This is a genomic window from Psychrobacter immobilis (genome assembly GCF_904846235.1).
GTDB classification, from domain to species: domain Bacteria; phylum Pseudomonadota; class Gammaproteobacteria; order Pseudomonadales; family Moraxellaceae; genus Psychrobacter; species Psychrobacter immobilis_C.
Genome location: NZ_CAJGZN010000001.1, coordinates 241235 through 260054, shown reverse-complemented (window position 1 = coordinate 260054; position 18820 = coordinate 241235). Strand labels below are relative to the sequence as shown.

Genomic DNA, 18820 nt, shown 5'->3' with positions numbered 1-18820 from the left:
CAATCAGAATTTTTCTTCATCTCAAGGATATTATTTTATGGCACCTCATGCACAGCATAATGCCAATCATTTTGCTAAAAGCTCTGAGCACCCTGCCGATTATAATAAAGACGAATACCAACCACCTACGCACGGCTTTGATTTTGCTAGTCAACACTATACAAATAATGCGCAGCAACCTCTACGGGTTCATGTAGAGCGTGTGGTACGTCAGTACTTTGCGATGCTAGGAGATGAGATGCCCACTGATTTATATGAATTGATTTTGAAGCAAGTCGAAGAGCCTCTCTTGTCTGTCGTCCTAGAAAAAACCAGAGGCAATCAAACCAAATGTGCTCAGATATTAGGCCTAAATCGAGGCACTTTGCGCAAAAAAATGAAAACCTATGATTTAATGTAACATTGTTATATGAGCTTACCCATCATTGACTATCATTATGTATGGCAATTAAATGTTCGTCGCTTTATCTATCATGATACGGCATACCATTGTCATCATCACCTTGCCAGACGTTTACGTCAGGCTTTTTTTATGGAAAATTTCTTATGAGTACAACCCCACTTGCCCTATTATCGGTCTCCGATAAGTCTAATATCGTCGAGTTTGCTCAAGGCCTTCTCAAAGCAGGTTTTGGTTTATTATCTACTGGCGGTACTTATCGTCTGCTCACAGAAAACAATGTCGACGTGACTGAAGTATCAGATTACACAGGCTTTCCTGAAATGATGGATGGTCGTGTTAAAACGCTGCATCCTAAGATTCACGGTGGCATTCTAGGACGCCGTGGTACAGATGATGCAGTTATGAGTGATCATGCAATCGAACGTATCGACTTAGTCGTCGTGAACTTATATCCGTTTGCTGAGACGATTGCACGTGCTGACGTGACTATGAACGATGCTATCGAAAACATCGATATTGGTGGCCCTACCATGGTACGTTCAGCGGCGAAAAACCACGCTCATGTGGGTATCGTCACTGATCCAGCTGATTATGACCGTGTACTTAACGCCTTAGATGGTGGCACTGAACTGACGACTGCTTTACGTTATGATTTGGCAGTAAAGGCGTTTGAACATACTGCACAGTACGATGGTATGATTGCCAACTTCTTAGGTAGCCGTGTCAACGAAACTCAAGAGCCAGAAAACTTCCCACGTACATTCAATGTACAGCTTGAAAAAGCACAAGACCTACGCTATGGTGAAAATCCGCATCAAAACGCGGCTTTCTATACTGAAAACCAGCCTTTAAAAAGCAAACAAGCTTCAATCGCAACGGCTAAGCAACTGCAAGGCAAAGCGCTATCTTATAACAACATCGCTGATACCGATGCTGCGCTTGAGTGCGTTAAAGCTTTCAGCGCGCCTGCTTGCGTTATCGTTAAGCATGCCAACCCTTGCGGTGTTGCGGTTGATAATGACCAAGTAGCGGCTTATCGTACTGCTTTTAGCACCGATCCTGAATCATCTTTTGGTGGTATTATCGCATTCAACCGTCCGTTGACGCTTGCTGCTGCAAAAGCCATTATCGACAATCAGTTCGTAGAAGTAATCATTGCACCTAGTATCGAAGACGGTGTACTTGAAGCGACAGCTACCAAGAAAAACGTACGTGTATTGGTATGCGGCGAGCTACCAGCACCAGATCAGCGCGATATCCAACTTGACTATAAGCGCGTTAACGGTGGCCTACTGGTACAAGAGCAAGATCTAGGCTTAATCACTGCTAACGACCTAAAAATCGTCACTGATGTACAACCAACTGAAGCGCAAGTGGCAGATCTACTATTCAGCTGGAACGTAGCAAAATACGTCAAATCTAATGCCATTGTCTACGCAAAAGGCCAACGTACTATCGGTGTTGGCGCAGGCCAAATGAGCCGTGTTAACTCAGCACGTATTGCGGCTATCAAAGCAGAACATGCTGGACTAGCAACTGAAGGTGCTGTTATGGCATCAGATGCGTTCTTCCCCTTTCGTGATGGCATCGACAATGCTGCTGAAGTAGGTATCTCTGCTATCATTCAGCCAGGTGGTTCTATGCGCGATGACGAAACCATTGCTGCTGCTAATGAGCATGGTATCGCGATGGTATTCACGGGTATGCGCCATTTCCGTCATTAAACAATCACCTATTAGTTTAAGACTGGGATTAGTCGCAGCAATTGTATTTATTACTGCGACTAATTTTCAGCTTCTATAATATTCGTGATAATTATCGTTGAAGCATCATCCAAAAAAAAGCCACTGTATCAATTGAGACAGTGGCTTTTTTACGTCTAAAAATAAGAATAAGAATAAGAATAACGAACTAGCAAATACTTAGCGTCCTTGCGCATTTGCCATGTTGCTTTCATTAATCTCAACCGTGTAAACCATACGTAGATAATCCAAATAGTCTTGCAACTGGTCTTGGCCTAAATTGTCACGGATAATACTAGCTGTTTGCGCTCGTTGCATATCAGAAAGCGGTGACTGCTGCTCAGTTTTAATACGGTCTCCAACCAGTAGCGTTGCACCCATCTCAGTCTCACTAGCAATAGCGACAACGCCATTGTCAGCGGCTTGCTGGCTAAATGCCAATCCACGCTCTTTGTCCGTTAGCTGCGTCGTTTGACGGTTAATTTCACCCAGTGCTTGGAAACTAACCGACTGCTTACTAATATCAGCTGGCGTCTTGATGCCAGCAGCCAATGCTTTAGCATCTTTTAAAGCTAATGCCGTAGCTTTCTGCTGACGGAGTATTTGAGTGATTCTTGGAGTTGCATTTGCTAGAGCAAGCGTCTTAGTAGGGCGATAATTGCTTGGCTGTAGCCATACGGTACCGTTACCAACTTCCACGCCTGCCGTTACCGCTTGATCTTGAATAGTAAACTCATCAAAGGCCTGTTTAACCACTGCTGGTTGCGGCAATGCAGACTTGTTATTCACTTTACGATAATCTTTGATACGCTTGAGGCTGACGTTTTCTTGCTGTGCGATATCTTCGATACTGAAGCCATCTGCCGCCAAATCATTGATTGATGTCACTTTATCAGCATAGATTTCCTGTCGTTTATACTCTTTTGCTTTCGCAGTCAGCTCATCACGCATACTGTCTAGGCTTGGAATTTTTTTGCCATTGTCTTCAGTAACCGTAAATATCTGATAACCAAAGCTAGTCTTGATAGGCGCAGTCACATCACCAACGCTCAACCCTTCTAGCGCCTCTTGTACAGTATCTGCATCACTGCCAAACACTGAAGGATTGAAACGTCCGATATCACCACCTGTTTCACCTGATGGATCGTCCGACTCTGCTTTAGCAAGCGCAGCAAACGCTTCACCTTTATTCAGACGGGCTTTCACTTTATCGGCTCTTGTCTTGGCATCTTTACCAGTAAACAGAATCTGACTGACTTTACGCTCATCAGTAGCCGCGATGCTTTGTTTATAAGCTTCGTACTGTTGCTGCAATTCTTCTGCGGTTACTTCATCAACCTTAATAGTTTGCGGGCTGAGCTGGATATAAGCCAAGTCAACCATCGCTGCACTTTTCAATGTGTCTTTGTTGGCATCATAGTATGATTGAATGTCGGCTTTGCTAAGCTTAACTTTGTCAGCATAATCTTGCCAATTAAAGCGATGCACCCAAACGTTGCGCGATTCAAGTTGCAAATCAATTAATTGACTGACTGCTTGCATAGGATAGACGGCCGTCCCAACGATACTAGCGTTCAATTGATCCAAGCTTAACTGATTGCGAAATTCTGCAAATAGCTGGTTTTTGGTCATGCCACGCTGACGCAAGAAGTTTGAGAACTGATCATTTGAAAAGTTACCTTCTGCATCTTGGAAGATTTCTTCTTGACGCAGCAGACGATTGATCGTGTCGTCAGAGACTGTCATACCAAGCTTACCTGCTTGCTGCTCTAACAACGTACGATCGATTAGACCTTTTAATACTTGCTCATGAAGCACATCTTCATTCAACAAGCTAGCATCTTCGACTTGCTCTAGTACTTCAGAACGACGGCTATTGACAGCAGTTTGATACTCGGACAGTCCTACGCTTGCCTCACCTACCTGCGCAATCTGGTTGGGATCGACGTTGCCGCCAAAATAGCTTTCGACACCCAAGAGAGCGAGCGGCGATAGGCATAAAATCAATAAAATGCGACCTGGCCAGCTTTTTAAGAAATCGCGCAATTTATCCATAGTTATCTCTGCTTTATTAACCTATATTGATGAAAAACCATTGTAATACTGTTAGGAGCTGTTAAGTGCAACCTGCCAACATCAGTGCTATCTAAGCTAGCAATGGTAAGAGTAAGAGCGTATGCATTTTATAGTAAAAAACAAAATTTACTAAAGAAATCTGACTTAAATGACACACCTATCGCGCGCCCTATGATACGTGATTTTTCATGCAGACTCAAAATATTCACGACGCATGATACAAACTATAGCGATAAAAAAAGCACCTAAATATTAGGTGCTCTCTTCGATGGCTAGCTCATTACCTCAGCTATAGACCACCGACTATCATTTTACGCTTAAAAAGGCGGCTTAGTTCAAGCGCTCTTTTAAGTTTTTACCAGCTTTAAAGCTTGGTACTTTGCTTGCTGGAATGCTTAATTCTTCGCCAGTCTTAGGGTTACGACCAGTGCGTGCTTTGCGATCTTTTACACTGAAAGTACCAAAGCCAACTAATGAGATGCTATCGCCAGCTTCTAGCGCTTCGCCAACACTTTCCATAACAGCGTTTAGTGCATCACCAGCTTGGGTTTTATTTAGACCACTTTTGTCTGCGATGCTATCAATTAATTCTGACTTATTCATAAAATTTCCTTCAAGTTTAAGGGGGTAATAAATGCTCACGCCAAGTATTGTAACGCTCTCATGGTGCTTACGCAATAAAAACTACCTAACTGGCGCATTAACAGGTTCTTCTTTGTTATCGTCTTTATATCAAGGCAGCATAAGGAGCGCAAGCGATTTTACATATTTTTGTGCTCTACACTACGTATTTGACACCTAATGTTACGCAAAGCGTTAGGAATTTATATATAAGTGGCTCTGTATAACTGAGACGATTGGCTTTCCTATTTTCTACGCTTTGAAAGATTTGTCAATTGCTGTCTATGCATTGCTATACATTAAGTTTGTATATCACTGGTCATAAATAAGAGTGTCTTTATTGACTGCTAAATTGTAATGTAATAATTTAGCCACTACAGAAACTAGCGTTACTTTTTATTATAAAGACGTTACTATAAGCAAAATATCACTGCAAGACTTGGACAAATACAGACTTCTGTTTGCTCAATATCTAAAACTTGCTAAATAAAAAACGGATTACTTACATGAAGCGTTCTACGTTGTCTCACTCTTTTCTTAATATCATTTTAGTATTTATCGAGTCGGCGCTGACATTATTGTTACGTTTGGATCCTGAACTGCGTAAGGCCGCTTATCCGCTTGCTAAGCAAGGCACCGTGGTGGCGCTTCGCCTGTATTTACCACATGTAGAAGTATTTGCCACCTTTAGTACCAAGGGCGTGTTACTAGATGCCCAGCTGCCGATTGGTCGTAGTGAGCCTGACGTGGTTATCAACGCCTATAGCATTCAAGTTATCAACGCCATCACGACTCATGATAGCGAAACCACCGAAAAGCTACAGATGCGCGGTGAGTCGATTCAAGTACAACTGGTCAAACAGTTTATTATGCAACTTGGGCTTGGCAGCTTGATTCAAGGTCTGATCAAAAAGATAAAGGGTGGTAAAGCCAAAACCAAACCTACAGAAGCTGACTTGGAAGAAAAAAAGAACAACTACAAACTTCGTATTAAAGAACAGCAAACACAGATTAATACCTTGACCATTAAAAATCGTGAACTTGAAACAACCGTAAGAGAGCTTCAGAGCAAGCAAAAGACACTGATGATTGTCACTGTTGTCGCCCTCGTCATTATGATCGGTTCAGTCATCGCACTATTGATGAATTAGTTTTGGTTCGCTGAATTACCTATAAATAAGCGTTCAATGTCTTCTATAGATATTGAACGCTTATTTTTTACTTCGTTAAATATATCTGTAGCAGACAAATTAAGCTGCTTGTGTCTTACTCATATATCTCTTCTAAACATCATTGTTTTTATCAATTACAGCAATAAGCTTGATTAACCATTGAACCACACTTTAATCTTGACTAAATTACTCGGGATTAAGTATAATTACCTTAATCGTTGCACACATCGGGTTAATCATCTGTTGTTCAATAACGATAAGACAAAACTTAGCTGACGGATTATTGGTTGCTCTTTTTATCTTATGAGTACTTATTAAGACTTTTGGCTAAGATCGTTGTTAAACATAAATGACATCAAGTTTGGAGATAACACATGCGTTTGACTACTCGGGGCAGATACGCTGTTACCGCATTATTAGATTTGGCATTGCAGACCAGCCAACAAGACAGTGCTGTATCATTATCCGATATCGCCAAACGGCAATCGATTTCAATCTCGTATCTTGAACAGTTATTTTCTAAGCTCCGCAAACGCGGCCTTGTCACGAGTATTCGCGGTGCTGCAGGTGGTTATCACCTAGCTAAGCCATTGAATGAGATAGATGTGATGAGCATCATATCTGCGGTTGATGAGTCAGTAAACGCGATGCAGTGTGAAGGACGCGGTGACTGTCAAGGTGGTACAATGTGCCTAACTCACGATCTGTGGTGTGCACTATCAAATCATATCGAACAGTACTTAAAAAATATAACATTAGCGCAATTATTAGATATGGAAAACGTGCAGTCAGTCTCAGAGCGTCAGCACACCTCTACAAAAGATATTTCCATAAAAGACATTAATACTATTACTCTATCGAACAGCGAGGCAAACCCAGCATGAGCCAACATAACAACCTTATATACTTAGATTATGCCGCCACTACCCCAGTTGCTAAATCAGTAGCTGCTAAAATGAGCGAGTATTTGACTGTAGATGGTGTCTTTGGTAACCCAGCTTCACGCTCACATGGTTACGGCTGGCAAGCGGAAGAAGCAGTAGAAACTGCTCGCGGTCAAGTTGCTGAAGTTATCAACGCTGATCCACGCGAAATCGTCTTTACTTCTGGTGCGACTGAGTCTGACAACCTAGCCATTAAAGGTGCAGCACATTTTTATCAGTCTCGTGGCAAACATATCATTACCAGTAAAATTGAGCACAAAGCTGTATTAGATACTTGCCGTGAGCTTGAGCAAGAAGGTTTTGAGATTACGTATCTTGAGCCACAGCCAAGCACAGGCCTTATCTTGCCAGAGCAAGTCAAAGAAGCACTACGTGATGGTACGATTTTAGTATCACTTATGATGGTAAACAATGAGCTTGGTACTATTACTGATGTTGCAGCGATTGGTGAAATCACTCGCGAAGCTGGTGTGGTTTTCCATGTTGATGGCGCACAGTCTGTTGGTAAAGTAAAAATCAATCTTGAAGAAATGAAAATTGATTTGATGAGCTTCTCAGGTCATAAAGCATACGGCCCTAAAGGTATCGGCGCATTGTTTGTTCGTCGTAAGCCGCGTATTCGCTTGAAAGCTGAGCAACATGGCGGTGGTCATGAGCGCGGTATGCGTTCAGGTACTCTACCAACGCATCAAATCGTTGGTCTAGGCGCAGCATTTGCTTTAGCTAATGAAAGCTACGAAGCTGACCATGCACATGCAGCCAAACTACGTCAGAAGCTTTGGGATGGTCTACAAGATATCGAAGAGATTTACTTAAACGGTGATCTTGAGAATAGCGTACCAAACATTGTAAACATCAGCTTTAACTTCGTTGAAGGCGAGTCACTCATGATGTCACTTAAAGACTTAGCTGTATCATCAGGTTCAGCCTGTACGTCAGCAACGCTTGAGCCATCATATGTACTACGTGCAATCGGTCGCCCAGATGAATTGGCACATAGCTCAATCCGTTTCAGCTTCGGCCGTTATACCACTGATGAAGACATCGATACTGTTATCAAGCAAATGCATGAAGCCGTTGACAAATTACGTGCCCTATCACCACTTTGGGATATGTACCAAGAAGGTGTTGATCTAAACTCAGTCGAGTGGGCTGAGCATTAATTTCTAATATAGCTTTTTAGTATAGCTAGCAATATATTTATTAAACAATTGATCAGACAATTAAATTAAGCGTTTGACCCCAATTATCGATGAGTAGTTAGACATTTAAAGTTGATAAACAACTACTCATCATCTAACTAGGAGAAAACCCCATGGCCTATAGTGACCAAGTTATTGATCATTACGAAAACCCACGCAACGTTGGTAATCTTGATAAAAACGCCAAAAACGTTGGTACCGGTATGGTCGGTGCCCCAGCATGTGGCGATGTAATGCGTCTACAAATCCAAGTCGACGATAATGGTATTATCGAAGATGCACGTTTCAAGACTTATGGCTGCGGTTCAGCGATTGCTTCAAGCTCGCTTGTTACTGAGTGGCTAAAAGGCAAAAGCTTGGATCAAGCTGGCGAAATCAAAAACAACGATATCGCTCAAGAGCTGGCATTACCACCAGTAAAAGTGCATTGCTCTGTACTTGCAGAAGACGCCATTAAAGCCGCTATTAGCGACTATAAAGGTAAGCATGGCGTAGCGGCTCCAGCAGAAGAAGCTGCGATCTAAGTTAAGCTAGGCTAAACCTGCTAGCGTATGCGCTACGTTGTACTAGCAACGCTAAAGTAGCAATGTGTAATCGCTACTGACGCTAAAGAGGTGACAATGACACTTATGTAATTGTCACCTTTTGTTTTCTAATAGTCGCAAGCCTACACTTTTGGCAATCTCGTAATTCTGGTTGTCAGTTTATCTAGATTTTTTTATTGATATTTATGATTAATAGTCAATGGGAGTTGGCATGATTGAAATGACAGAACGCGCCGCTCAGCATGTTCGAGACTTTTTGGACAATCGCGGCAAAGGCGAAGGCATTCGAGTTGGTATCCGTACGGCGGGTTGCTCGGGCTTGGCTTACGTTTTAGAGTTTGTAGATACCCCTGATGAAAACGACACGCGTTATGAAAGTCGCGGCGTTAGCATTTTCATTGATCCTAAAAGCCTAGTATATTTAGACGGCTTGTTGATGGATTACGAAAAAGAAGGTTTAAACGAAGGCTTTAAATTCACCAATCCTAACCAAAAAGGTGAATGTGGTTGCGGTGAGTCGTTTACAGTTTAATTGTTCAATGGCTGAAAACTGATAGACTTATGCTTCAGCAAGCTTTCATAAGAACAGTGCAGTATCTCTGCTATAGCCATGAAGAAAGGTTAATTTAGTTGAGTAGCCAAGCGATTGAGATCTTCTTAGCTAGGTCATGACTTCAAAAATAAATAAAAAAGCAAGGCATCAGATTATGACAGATATTACTTCAGAACCACAGTTTGATAACTTCTTTGCCCTATTTGAGCAGCCTGTACAATTTGAAATCAACCAAAGCAATCTAGAGCAACGTTTGCGATTGTTGCAGAAACGCTATCATCCTGATAATGTTGCCAAAAATCAGACCGATATGGTTCAAGCACAGTTGCAGTCTGAAAAAGCGTCGGCTTTAATCAATCAAGCGTATCAGACTCTAAGCGCTCCTGATAGTCGTGCTGGTTATTTACTGGATATGGCAGATCAAGCACAAAACTTAGAGCACTCAATCGCAGATTTAGACTTTTTGGAAGATGCGATGCAGATGCGTATGGATCTAGATGATGCTATCGAAGACAAAGATCTTGTAGCCTTGCAGCAATTACATCCTCAAATTACAAATCGTCTAGCAAATCAATCTGAGCGCTTTAATAATGCTTATCAAAATCAAGATTGGCAAACAGCGATTGATGCGACACAGAAGCTAAAATTTTTAGTTAAGCTAAATGCTGATGTGACAACTGGGCTTGATGATGTTGCAAATTCATCGCATTCAGATGACGATGACTTATACGTCTAAACATCTGTGGTTATGGCTCTCACTAATAAGCTAAATTCTATATATTTGGTTAAAATAGTGACCGTGATACCGTATAATCTTTGAGTCTAAGCGCATCAAACTGTCAGAATCCGTATTCCATGGAATGAGATTACCGACGTTAAGCTCTCGTACTGCATATGCTATATTTGCTCCATTTCACTTATTCATTTTATCTCTGAGTTATCCTTATGTCTTTAATGCAAATTGCTGAACCCAATCAAAGCGCTCAACCTCACCAACATAAATTTGGCTTGGGCATCGACCTTGGTACTACACGATCGTTGGTTGCTGTGGTGCGTTCAGGTAAGGCACAAGTCTTAGAGGCAGGCGCAGCGACAGATACATTATTACCGTCTGTTGTCTATTATCCAGCTACTGGTACGCCATTGGTCGGCTATGACGCTCTAGCGCATCTAGCGGATGATCCAAAAAATACGATCGTCTCGGCTAAGCGTTTTATGGGTCGTAGTCAAGCTGATATCAAATTCTCTCATCCTTATGAGTTGTCTGGTAATAAAGACGATATGCCCGCCTTTGTAACGGCTCAAGGTGAGGTTTCTCCTGTTGCAGTATCAGCGCGTATCTTAGCCGCTCTTGAGCAACGTGCAGCGAGTGCCCTACCTGCAGATAGCATTGAAGGTGCCGTGATTACGGTTCCCGCTTATTTTGATGAAGCACAGCGTCAAGCAACCAAAGATGCCGCTCAAGCAGCGGGCATCAACGTACTTCGCCTGTTAAATGAACCAACAGCGGCTGCGGTCGCTTATGGTCTTGACCAATCATCAGAAGACAGTAAAAAAGAAAGCTATTACTTAATCTATGATTTGGGCGGTGGTACTTTTGACGTCTCTATCTTAAAGCTTACCGACGGCGTCTTTGAAGTGTTGGCAACTGGCGGTAATAGCGCACTAGGCGGCGATGATATTGATCGCCTTATTACCAATTGGATTATTAAACAATTAAATATCGACCCAAAAGACGTAAGCCTACATGACAAATCAATACTAGCTCAGCAAGCCAAGGCTTATAAACAAGCATTGACTGATGCTGAGCAAGTGGATATCAATGTCACTGTCAATGGTCAGTCTTATCAAGGCGTATTAAGCCGTACAGATGTGCTAACTATCGTAGAACCTGTCAGTCGCCGTACGCTAAGCGTGTGCGAACAAGTCCTACGCGATGCCAAGCTGTCTACTACAGATCTAGATGAAGTTATCTTAGTGGGCGGTTCGACTCGTATGCCTGCCGTGCAGCAAGTCGTGACTGAGTTTTTTGCTAAGCAGCCACTTTGCCGCCTGAATCCAGATGAAGTGGTTGCCTTAGGTGCTGCCCAGACTGCTCACCAACTGGTTAATGGCGATAGTGACAACAATTTGTTGTTATTGGACGTAACGCCATTATCATTAGGTCTTGAGACCATGGGCGGTTTGGTTGAAGTACTCATCCCACGCAACACGCCTATCCCTGTGAAGAAACGTCAGGTATTTACCACTTATCAAGATGGTCAAACAGGCATGGTGATTCATGTGGTGCAAGGTGAGCGTGAAACGGTGGAAAACTGTCGTTCTCTTGGACGTTTCGAGCTGTATGGCATCCCGCCAATGAAAGCTGGGTTTGCGCGTATCGAAGTTACCTTTAGTATTGATGCTAATGGTCAGCTTACTGTTAGTGCGCAGGAAACTACGACTAAAACAGAAAGCAAGATCGAGATTGTGCCTTCTTATGGTCTATCAGATGAGCAAAAAGAACAGTTGCTTGTTGCAGGGTTTAAATACGCAGAAGAAGACAAAAATGCACGTTCTTTAATTGAGACAAAAGTAGAAGCGGAACGTGAAGTACTTGCCCTAGAGTCGGCACTTAACGAATTTGCAGCATTACTCTCTGTCGAAGAACAACAATCACTAGCAGAGCATATACAAGCGCTACGTAACTCTCTTAGCACTGATGACTTAGCGCTTATTGAAGCACAACAAGCACAGCTCAAACCACATAGTGATGCCTTTGCTGCACGTATTATGAATCAAAGCGTCAAGACCAGTATGGCCGGTACTAGTGCCAAAGACTGGTAATAAATACATCGACATATATAGCTTAGCTAACACGTTAAGCTAACTTCTAATATTTTTTAAATTGATTAGCATCGGACAGATAATTTATGCCAAAAGTTACCGTACTACCCCACCACGAAATTTGCCCTGAAGGCGCAGAAGTTGAGCTACAAGCTGGTGAAAACTTATGTAAAGCACTATTAGAAAAAGGCATTAAAATTGAGCATGCCTGTGAGATGTCAAAAGCTTGTACCACATGTCATGTTGTAGTACGCAAGGGTTTCAACAGTTTAGATGAGATGGATGATATCGAAGCCGATCTACTTGATCGTGCTTGGGGCTTAGAGCCTGATTCACGTTTGTCTTGTCAAGTCATGCTTGATGATGAGGATTTGACCATCGAAGTTCCTAAATATACCCTCAATCATGCTAAAGAAAATCATTAAACACTGATAATACTTCTTAGTTAAGATTAAAAAAGGCCAGCTATCACATAGCTGGCCTTTTTCTATATATGAATTTGAGATATCAAACTTGAAACGCTTACTTGCGATTGGCATTCTCACGTTTACTTTCTGCGGCTATGCCCTTCACTACTTTTTCTTCCTCTTGCTCGATACGTTCCAACGCAAAATTTAAACGAGCTCTAATATCTTGATAATCATTGTCTTTCATATCTTTAAAATTCAAATGCAAATTGAAACCAGGCAATGTGTGATCGACCCATTTAGACAGATGACCTGTACTGGCACTAGGATCAAGCACTTGCCATGCATCGACCTTTTCATCAATACCTTTTAAGCAAAATGCGGCAACGTGCTCACATTCATAGTTATGGCATATATAATCGTAAGTGCTTTCACTGACCAATATCTGATCTTTGCCCGCACAGGACTCAAGCCTAGAGGCCAAATTGGCTTCTTTACCAATGATGGTATAGCTTAATCGACTATTACTACCAAAATTACCAACGTGGCAGTAGCCAGTTGTGATACCAACACGTATATATAAGCCTTCAAACCCCATCAACCGCCATTTTTGGCGTAAAGTACGCATTTCTCGGCGCATATCAATTGCCATTGCCACACAATCTAATGCATCTTGACGCGAACCACGGCTATTCGGTTCACCAAAGAAACATACCATGCCATCGCCGATAAACTTATCAAGCACTGCACCGTGTTTGTCAGCGATCGACGTCATGCAATGCATATAAGTATTGAGGATGTCTGCTAAATTATCAGAGCTTAGACTATCAGACAACTCAGTAAAGCCGACAATATCTGAAAACATGATAGTTATTTTTGCGCGTTTATTAGAAACCCTAACAGGGCTATCCGATTTGACAATAGGCCCCCAAATTTGTGGTGGTACAAAACGGGTAAGCTTATTGATCACTGATACCATTGTGTTCAGGCGTCCACTAGCCTGATGGGCACGTACTTTAAAAGTAATATGTTGCTGATAGATACGCCAGAACTGGTATAAAATAACGCCTAGACTTGCCACCATTACTATCAATGGTAATAAGCCTTCATCAAAGTCCATACTGTCTGCATTTAAGACTGTGCTAACGTAGAAAAACACAATGATAGTCACAACAGATACAGATAACAGTCTGAGGTGATTCTCAGGTCGGCTAAGAATGATACGTACACCAATCAAAGCAGCCAAACTGATTGATATGACCGTACAGCATTGTAGCGAGCCAATGACAACCGATAATAGAATAATAACGATATTAGACGTCCAAAAGCTGGTCTGGCGTCGGTAGTTATATATCAGGATCATAAGGCTTGGCAATGTAATAATAACCAATAGTGCCATTGAGATAGAGCGGAAGTCGTAGTATATAGCACGCAAAACAACCGTCAGTATCAACACGAACACTTCTGGATAGTCAAAACGACATGTCCCGGTGTCCTTTAACGGTGTCATTGGTTTGAATGTCTCTGAGAAGGTCATATGAAATTCACTTAAATAAGGTGAGCTACCTGAGAGACAAAGGCATACTACACTAACATATGTACGTTATTTGTCCTTATGACGATTTATCATAAGATATATCTAATAATATATTATACTTTTGAAATAAGTTTAAACAAGGTTACTGATGACTATAAGGCGACCTTTTGTCTAGTTTATTCACTGTTTTACAGTTTTTATCCAAATTTAAATAAAAAGAGAGGCCAGATACATTTAAGTATCTGGCCTCTCTTTTTACATATAAAATTAAGGTTCAAGCTATTCTTATTAAAGGTAGGATAGATTGATAATTACATTTGCCAATCAAACGGCATTTGGTGATGACCACGTAATGCCATCATCAATGTTTGCTGCATTTGCGCCAACACTTCTTTAGTATATGGCACAGCTGGCACACCCCATACTGGGTTTGGCCATTGCATGTCATTTTGATAACGGACAATATGATGGAAATGAAGTTGTGGCACTTGATTACCAAGAGCGGCCACATTCATTTTATCGGCTTGAAAGGTTTTAGCTAACTGACTCGACAACCAGCTGGACTCTCGTAAAAACTGTGTTTGATCTGCCTCAGACAGCTCATATAACTCTTTGATACCGGAGACACGTGGCACTAATATCAGCCAAGGAAATTGGCAGTCATTGATTAAACGACAAGTGGATAATGGAAAATCCCCCACTAAAAAACTATCAGCAGCAAGTTTATGATGAAGTTGGAACATAATGACGGTTCTCTTGTTGTTTAATGCAAATAAAATACAGAGGGTTAAAAAGTTAGTTGGGCTATTTTATCAGTTATCGGGTTGATAAAATAGCACCATAATTTATTGGTTTAATATGACTACTGAGCCTACTGATATCTAGCCATGTACTAAGCAGGCTCTGTCACCATGTGCTCGCTAAAATAGCGCAGCAGCTCTTGTATGACCGTTACGCGCTGTTGCGGTGTGGCCAGTTTATCGCTATTTTGGTAACGGATACCAGATGCGCCATTCATACGATAATGCTGACCATTTGATTGGATCAACTTAATAATCGCTAACGCATCAACTGGAGTATCTGGCGCAAATTCCAGCGTCATACTACTACTGTTGGCATCAATTTTGTTAATCTTAAGCGGCTCTGCTTGTAAGCGTAATCCATGAATAGCGAATAGCTGCTTGGTTTGATCTGGCAGTGCTCCAAAGCGGTCTATCATCTCCGTACGAATATCTGTCAATGCTTCTTTATCATCGGTATTACTAATACGCTTATAGAACAATAAGCGCTGATGCACGTCATGTAGATACTCTTCTGGAATAAGAGCAGAACTATGTAAGTTTATTTCACTGGTTAGCGACAATGGTGTATTTAAATCAGGCTCCTTGCCAGCTTTAATGGCTTTAGTCGCACGCTCAAGCATATCCATGTATAAGCTAAAACCAATCGCCTGCATATTGCCACTTTGCTGCTTACCCAATATCTCACCTGCGCCGCGAATCTCTAAATCCTCACTTGCCAGCATAAAACCTGCACCCAAAGTATTGGCGCGTTCAATCGCATGTAAACGGCGCTTGGCATCACCTTTGAGTCCTTTTAGAGATGGCACTAGTAAGTAACAATACGCTTGATGATGACTACGTCCTACTCGGCCACGCAGCTGATGTAATTGCGCAAGACCAAACTTATCTGCACGCTCAATGATAATCGTATTAGCATTGGGCACATCAATACCCGTCTCGATAATGGTAGAGCAAACCAACACGTTGAACTTTTTATGATAAAACTGCTGCATGATCTGCTCAAGCTGACGCTCTTGCATTTGCCCATGTGCCACCCCTACTCGCGCTTCTGGCACTAGGTCACGAATGGTCTCTGCCATACGCTCGATACTAGCAACATCATTATGTAGTAGATAGACCTGCCCACCACGTAATAACTCACGCAATATGGCTTCTTTCATCAGGGCTTCTGTCTTTTGCATTACAAAAGTTTTGATGGCAAGACGACGGGCAGGCGGTGTGGCGATAATCGACATATCACGCATACCTGAGAGCGCCATATTTAGCGTTCTAGGGATCGGAGTCGCCGTCATAGACATGCTATCAACATCTGTCTGAATGGCTTTGATACGTTCCTTATGACGCACTCCAAAGCGATGCTCTTCATCAACAATCATCAGGCCAAGGTTGGCAAATTTCACATCTGGTTGTAGCAGTTTATGAGTGCCAATGACAATGTCCACTTTGCCAGCAGCCAAATCAGCCAATACCATTTCTTGATGTTTTTTGCCGCCAAAGCGCGATAAACTTTCAATACGAACTGGCCAATCGGCAAAACGATCGCGGAAATTGTCTTCATGCTGACCGGCAAGTAATGTGGTAGGCACCAGGACGGCAACCTGATAACCAGCACTAACGGCAATAAACGCCGCTCGCATCGCGACTTCTGTTTTACCAAAACCAACGTCGCCACAAATAAGACGATCCATCGGTTGGTTTTGTCTCATGTCTTCCATTACGGCATGAATGGCGTTGGCCTGGTCAGCGGTTTCTTCAAAGGCAAACTGACTGGCAAATAGCTCATACTGCGATGGGTCTATCTTGAAATGAATACCAACTTTGGCCTCACGTCTTGCCTGCATATTGAGCAATTCAGCAGCGACGTCATGAATTTGCTCTAATGCTTTTTGCTTGGCTCGGTCCCATTTACCACTACCAATCTTATGTAGCGGTGCTAAGGCTGGATCGCCGCCACTATAACGGCTAATCATTTGCAAATTGGCAACTGGCACATAGATACTAGCGTCATCAGAATATTTTAAATGGATAAACTCTTGCTCGCCATCGCCCACATCTAAGGTAATCAAGCCATTATAACGACCGATACCATGCTCAATATGCACTACTGGACTGCCATCTGTTATCTCAGTGACGCTTTTAACCAAGAACTCTTCTGATACCCCGCTTTGGCGACGACGGCGCGTCTGTAAAACTTGACGACCAAACAGCTGCGTCTCACTAATCAACACCAAGCGCTCAGGCACATAGACACCGCGCTCAATTGGCGCTACGGTCAGACCGACATGTGGTAGATGACTGTTATCAATAGCGCTGGTTTTATCTGCAGCTAGAAAGGCTTCAAAGCTATCATACGCCTTGATATCAATCTTACCTTTGAACAGTTCAATGAGAATCTCGCGACGGCCTGCGGTTTCTGCAACGATCAGTACGGGTGTTGAAGTCTTTGATTGCGTATCCAAGAAGTCGAGCAATTCTGATAATGGTTCAGACTTTTGATGATTGACTGCTAACTGTGGCGGCTCTTCAGCACTTAATGTCACTAGTCCTTGTTGTTTAGTAGGCGTTAGTGAGAGTTGCGGCTGAGAGGAATCTTGACCTTCTAGCGCTGCCACATCATTCATCATAGCCAGTTCATCACGAGCACTTAATATTACTCGTGGATACTGGTTTAACTGCTCGTTAAGCGCGTTAGATAATAGATACAGCATTGCTGGCTCTACGATAGGCTTATCAATATCATGGCGACGCTCTTCGTAGCGGCGCTGGATTTGTGACCAGTAATCAGCTTGTTTTTCATTGATTAATTCATCGGTGATAAATAACGCATCGCTTGGTAAATAGGAAAATAAACTACTCTCCGCCTTCCAGTCTTTTAAGTCAAAAAATAGTGGTTGATAATACTCTAATCCGCTACTAGCAATTCCTGCCATTACGTCTTTGTGCAGCTCAGACTTACGGCTACTGGTATTAGGGAACATCGCAGCAAAGTTCGTGCGAAACGTCTCCCGCCCTTCGTCAAGTGGAAACTCTTTTGCAGGCAAGATTTGAAATTGTTCAATAGGTTTAGAGATATCTGGCATTTTGTGCAGTAGTGACAGCGATTCTTTTGCCATACTGGTATCGTTGCCCGTTAACATCGCCTTCAAATCATCAGCAGTCAATGTACGCTGCGTTTGAGGATGAAAAAAGCGAATCGTTTCGATTTCGTCATCGAACAAGTCTAAACGTAGCGGAAAAGGCTGACCCATGGCAAAAATATCAATAATACTGCCACGTACCGCAAACTCACCTGGTTCAAAGACATTTTCAACCGCGCGGTAACCTGCTTTTGCCAACAGCCCACGTTGGGTATTGATATCAAATCGATCGCCAACACTCAAATCAAAATGCTGACCAATTAACCAGCTTGGCGGTGCGACGCGATGCACCAGCGCCTGTACTGAGATGAGCAGCACGCCCGTTTTTGGCATATCCGTCAACAGATTGATGCGCTCACTAACGATGTCTTGATGCGGTGATAGCTCATCATAAGTTAGTGTCTCCCAGTCAGGGAATACATAAGCATCGACTCCGCAAAATGCCAGCTCAGTCTCTATTTGATTGAGTTGGTTTTGGTCACGTGCCACCACAACTTTTAGGCGCTCGGCAACATTCCACATAGGTGTTTGCACCAAGCTTGCCAACCATAAACTGCTGACCGCACCATGGACAGGCGCTAGCCAACGCCGCTCGGCATTTTGGATAGGAAACAACTGCTGGTTAATAGGGTCAAACGCGTCAGTCAGAGCAGTAATAGGCATAAAGAGTAGAATCAAAGTTAAGGAGTCAGAAAGCTATTATACGAATATTTGAGCAATTACCAAAACTTATGCCGTAACGGTTTGTCACTTAAGAGTTTACTCATTAATGATTGAGGGTTAACAACGATTATTGCGCTTTAACTGTCGTTACATAACAAAAAACCCCAACTTATCAGCTGAGGTTTTCAT

15 protein-coding genes are annotated in these 18820 nt (G+C 42.5%); 10 read left to right on the top strand and 5 right to left on the bottom strand.

Annotated elements, in window-relative coordinates; all coding sequences use genetic code 11:
- Nucleotides 1-37: 37 nt before the first annotated feature.
- Together fis and purH are read left to right on the top strand one after the other, a co-directional pair.
- Nucleotides 38-400 (top strand): DNA-binding transcriptional regulator Fis, encoded by a 363-nt coding sequence (fis, locus tag JMX07_RS01140; protein WP_201548023.1) that lies wholly within the window; start codon nt 38-40, stop codon nt 398-400.
- A gap of 146 nt (nt 401-546) precedes the next feature.
- Complete coding sequence (purH, locus tag JMX07_RS01135; RefSeq protein WP_201605573.1) at nt 547-2127, top strand: bifunctional phosphoribosylaminoimidazolecarboxamide formyltransferase/IMP cyclohydrolase; 1581 nt, start codon at nt 547-549, stop codon at nt 2125-2127.
- Nucleotides 2128-2325: 198 nt separating this feature from the next.
- On the opposite strand, the gene JMX07_RS01130 is transcribed toward purH, so the two are convergent.
- Both JMX07_RS01130 and JMX07_RS01125 read right to left on the bottom strand, forming a co-directional pair.
- Complete coding sequence (locus JMX07_RS01130) at nt 2326-4200, bottom strand: SurA N-terminal domain-containing protein (RefSeq protein ID WP_102090398.1); 1875 nt, start codon at nt 4198-4200, stop codon at nt 2326-2328.
- A 351-nt stretch (nt 4201-4551) separates the two neighbouring features.
- A complete protein-coding gene (locus JMX07_RS01125; RefSeq protein ID WP_045445077.1) occupies nt 4552-4824 on the bottom strand; it encodes an HU family DNA-binding protein in 273 nt (90 codons plus the stop codon).
- 524 nt (nt 4825-5348) lie between these two features.
- Between JMX07_RS01125 and JMX07_RS01120 the strand changes: the two genes are divergently transcribed.
- From JMX07_RS01120 to fdx, 8 genes are all read left to right on the top strand, one after another.
- Nucleotides 5349-5993 (top strand): hypothetical protein, encoded by a 645-nt coding sequence (locus tag JMX07_RS01120; protein ID WP_102090399.1) that lies wholly within the window; start codon nt 5349-5351, stop codon nt 5991-5993.
- Nucleotides 5994-6388: 395 nt separating this feature from the next.
- A complete protein-coding gene (locus JMX07_RS01115) occupies nt 6389-6898 on the top strand; it encodes an Rrf2 family transcriptional regulator (protein ID WP_057759222.1) in 510 nt (169 codons plus the stop codon).
- On the top strand, nt 6895-8121 hold the full coding sequence (locus JMX07_RS01110) for an IscS subfamily cysteine desulfurase (protein WP_201605571.1): 1227 nt from the start codon (nt 6895-6897) through the stop codon (nt 8119-8121). Before JMX07_RS01115 ends, JMX07_RS01110 begins: the two co-directional genes overlap by 4 nt.
- A 152-nt stretch (nt 8122-8273) precedes the next feature.
- Complete coding sequence (gene iscU / locus JMX07_RS01105) at nt 8274-8684, top strand: Fe-S cluster assembly scaffold IscU (protein WP_057759218.1); 411 nt, start codon at nt 8274-8276, stop codon at nt 8682-8684.
- Nucleotides 8685-8916: 232 nt separating this feature from the next.
- The gene (gene iscA, locus JMX07_RS01100; protein WP_021814983.1) at nt 8917-9237 is read left to right on the top strand and encodes an iron-sulfur cluster assembly protein IscA; all 321 of its coding nucleotides are present in this window, start codon (nt 8917-8919) and stop codon (nt 9235-9237) included.
- Between the two features lie 175 nt (nt 9238-9412).
- The gene (hscB, locus tag JMX07_RS01095; RefSeq protein WP_201605569.1) at nt 9413-9994 is read left to right on the top strand and encodes a Fe-S protein assembly co-chaperone HscB; all 582 of its coding nucleotides are present in this window, start codon (nt 9413-9415) and stop codon (nt 9992-9994) included.
- Between the two features lie 209 nt (nt 9995-10203).
- Nucleotides 10204-12084, top strand: a complete 1881-nt coding sequence (gene hscA / locus JMX07_RS01090; RefSeq protein ID WP_201605567.1) for a Fe-S protein assembly chaperone HscA — start codon at nt 10204-10206, stop codon at nt 12082-12084.
- Between the two features lie 86 nt (nt 12085-12170).
- A complete protein-coding gene (gene fdx, locus JMX07_RS01085) occupies nt 12171-12509 on the top strand; it encodes an ISC system 2Fe-2S type ferredoxin (protein ID WP_101206134.1) in 339 nt (112 codons plus the stop codon).
- A gap of 97 nt (nt 12510-12606) precedes the next feature.
- Here fdx and JMX07_RS01080 read toward each other — a convergent pair whose 3' ends face one another.
- From JMX07_RS01080 to mfd, 3 genes are all read right to left on the bottom strand, one after another.
- Nucleotides 12607-14028 carry an adenylate/guanylate cyclase domain-containing protein gene (locus JMX07_RS01080; RefSeq protein ID WP_201605565.1) on the bottom strand — a complete coding sequence of 474 codons (1422 nt, stop codon included), beginning with the start codon at nt 14026-14028 and terminating at the stop codon, nt 12607-12609.
- A gap of 311 nt (nt 14029-14339) precedes the next feature.
- A complete protein-coding gene (locus tag JMX07_RS01075) occupies nt 14340-14771 on the bottom strand; it encodes an HIT domain-containing protein (protein WP_057759208.1) in 432 nt (143 codons plus the stop codon).
- Between the two features lie 149 nt (nt 14772-14920).
- The gene (gene mfd, locus JMX07_RS01070; protein ID WP_201605563.1) at nt 14921-18631 is read right to left on the bottom strand and encodes a transcription-repair coupling factor; all 3711 of its coding nucleotides are present in this window, start codon (nt 18629-18631) and stop codon (nt 14921-14923) included.
- Between the last annotated feature and the right edge of the window lie 189 nt (nt 18632-18820).

Bases quoted from the DNA above. Each gene is read 5' to 3' on its own strand.
- JMX07_RS01075 (WP_057759208.1), bottom strand. From the start codon at position 14,771: ATGTTCCAACTTCATCATAAACTTGCTGCTGATAGTTTTTTAGTGGGG.
- JMX07_RS01125 (WP_045445077.1), bottom strand. From the start codon at position 4,824: ATGAATAAGTCAGAATTAATTGATAGCATCGCAGACAAAAGTGGTCTA.
- iscA (WP_021814983.1), top strand. From the start codon at position 8,917: ATGATTGAAATGACAGAACGCGCCGCTCAGCATGTTCGAGACTTTTTG.
- fdx (WP_101206134.1), top strand. From the start codon at position 12,171: ATGCCAAAAGTTACCGTACTACCCCACCACGAAATTTGCCCTGAAGGC.
- JMX07_RS01080 (WP_201605565.1), bottom strand. From the start codon at position 14,028: ATGACCTTCTCAGAGACATTCAAACCAATGACACCGTTAAAGGACACC.
- purH (WP_201605573.1), top strand. From the start codon at position 547: ATGAGTACAACCCCACTTGCCCTATTATCGGTCTCCGATAAGTCTAAT.
- mfd (WP_201605563.1), bottom strand. From the start codon at position 18,631: ATGCCTATTACTGCTCTGACTGACGCGTTTGACCCTATTAACCAGCAG.
- JMX07_RS01115 (WP_057759222.1), top strand. From the start codon at position 6,389: ATGCGTTTGACTACTCGGGGCAGATACGCTGTTACCGCATTATTAGAT.
- JMX07_RS01120 (WP_102090399.1), top strand. From the start codon at position 5,349: ATGAAGCGTTCTACGTTGTCTCACTCTTTTCTTAATATCATTTTAGTA.
- iscU (WP_057759218.1), top strand. From the start codon at position 8,274: ATGGCCTATAGTGACCAAGTTATTGATCATTACGAAAACCCACGCAAC.
- JMX07_RS01130 (WP_102090398.1), bottom strand. From the start codon at position 4,200: ATGGATAAATTGCGCGATTTCTTAAAAAGCTGGCCAGGTCGCATTTTA.
- hscB (WP_201605569.1), top strand. From the start codon at position 9,413: ATGACAGATATTACTTCAGAACCACAGTTTGATAACTTCTTTGCCCTA.
- fis (WP_201548023.1), top strand. From the start codon at position 38: ATGGCACCTCATGCACAGCATAATGCCAATCATTTTGCTAAAAGCTCT.
- JMX07_RS01110 (WP_201605571.1), top strand. From the start codon at position 6,895: ATGAGCCAACATAACAACCTTATATACTTAGATTATGCCGCCACTACC.
- hscA (WP_201605567.1), top strand. From the start codon at position 10,204: ATGTCTTTAATGCAAATTGCTGAACCCAATCAAAGCGCTCAACCTCAC.